Source organism: Bartonella eidoli (assembly GCF_036576145.1).
In the GTDB taxonomy this organism is placed as follows: Bacteria; Pseudomonadota; Alphaproteobacteria; order Rhizobiales; family Rhizobiaceae; genus Bartonella.
Genome location: NZ_JBAFWX010000011.1, coordinates 1 through 1,387 on the forward strand (window position 1 = coordinate 1; position 1,387 = coordinate 1,387).

General features: G+C 37.3%; 1 protein-coding gene. It reads right to left on the bottom strand.

Translation table 11 applies throughout. The features are described from left to right. Positions 1-137: 137 nt before the first annotated feature. Positions 138-1,387 (bottom strand): type IV secretion system protein (locus V5N68_RS06080; protein WP_332066282.1); only part of this gene is annotated, 1,250 nt, incomplete at its 5' end.

The following is a 1,387-nucleotide window of genomic DNA, read 5'->3' on the forward strand; positions in this document are numbered from 1 at the left end:
TACTTAAGACTATTTGAAGCAGGTTGTACTTCTTACTACTATCCCTTCAAGATTGTCGGGATAGTTCATTTTACCTCTTAGTTTTTTATTTATTCACTTTAAAACCGTAAATATGGGCAGTATTGGTTTTAAGAATTTTACTGTATAGTTGGTATTGTTGTATTTTTACTATCAAAGATTCTCATGTTATGTTGGCGTTTTTGTTGATTCATGAGCGCTTGCTCTGCATTGCGTAAATGTGCAGCCATTTGCAGTTGCGTAGATTCATTTTTACTCATGGCCAATTGAGTCTTAATACGTGTCTGTAATTCTGTTACATTTCTCGCACCTTTGACTTCTTGGATTTTGTTTGATAGCCCCAAAATTTTTCCTGAATGATCTCTTATTTTTTCAGCAGTTTTTAAAGCTATAACTTTGTCAATGATTGCTGTGTATTGTCTATACTCATTAATAGATTTACGTACATCATCACGCTTTGATAAGGCATTCTTATCTTCAGTATTTTTTAATTTTTTTTCAAATTCTGTAAATTCTGTGCGTACATTTCTCTCATTTTCTGATAGAAATTCCTCTCTTTTATCATAAGATAAATATAATTTTTGGAGAAAAATATTCTTTCCATTTCCTAAATTATTGGATGTTTGAGGATTATTTACGATAGCGTTATTTAAATTTTGAGATTTTTGAGGATTATTTACGATAGCGCTATATATCTTTTCTAGTTGTTTAGATTGTGCCTGCCTATTATCAGATTGTTTTCTGATTTCGTTGAAAAAGTCCCAACCGTCTTGTCCTTGCGTAGATCTTTGACCTGTTGTTGGTTGCATTGATTGATTTATTTGCACTCTTTCTGGCACTGATCCGTGTCCTTGCTGTACTGTTATCCTTCGTCCTGTCTCTTGATCTACTCTTGTTCCTTCTATTTGATTTTGTACTGATTGTACTCCTTGCGCTGACATTGTCCCAGGCTTTGTATTTGATGTCGACTCTTGCGCTGCCTTTGGTCCCAATACTACCATTGACCTTTGTCCTGATCCTGTTGTTGATCCTGGCACTACCTTTGATTGTATTGATTGCCCTGATTCCATCCTTAAAGCGGGCGTTGCAGATTCTAACGCTTTTTGGGGGTCTAGTGTTGATATTGGTGTTTTATGCGCCTGTGCCTGCACCTGTGCCTGCGCCTGTGCCTGTGCCTGCACCTGTGCCTGCATCTGTGCCTGCATCTGTGCCTGCGCCTGTACCTGCGCTTTTGCTCTTTCCGCTTCTGCTCTTGCTCTTTTTTCTTCTTCTTCTCTTTTTATTCTTTCCGCTTCTGCTCTCGCTCTTTTTGCTTCTTCTTCTTTTTCTCTTTTTATTCTTTCTGCTTCTGCTCTTGCTCTTTTTTCTT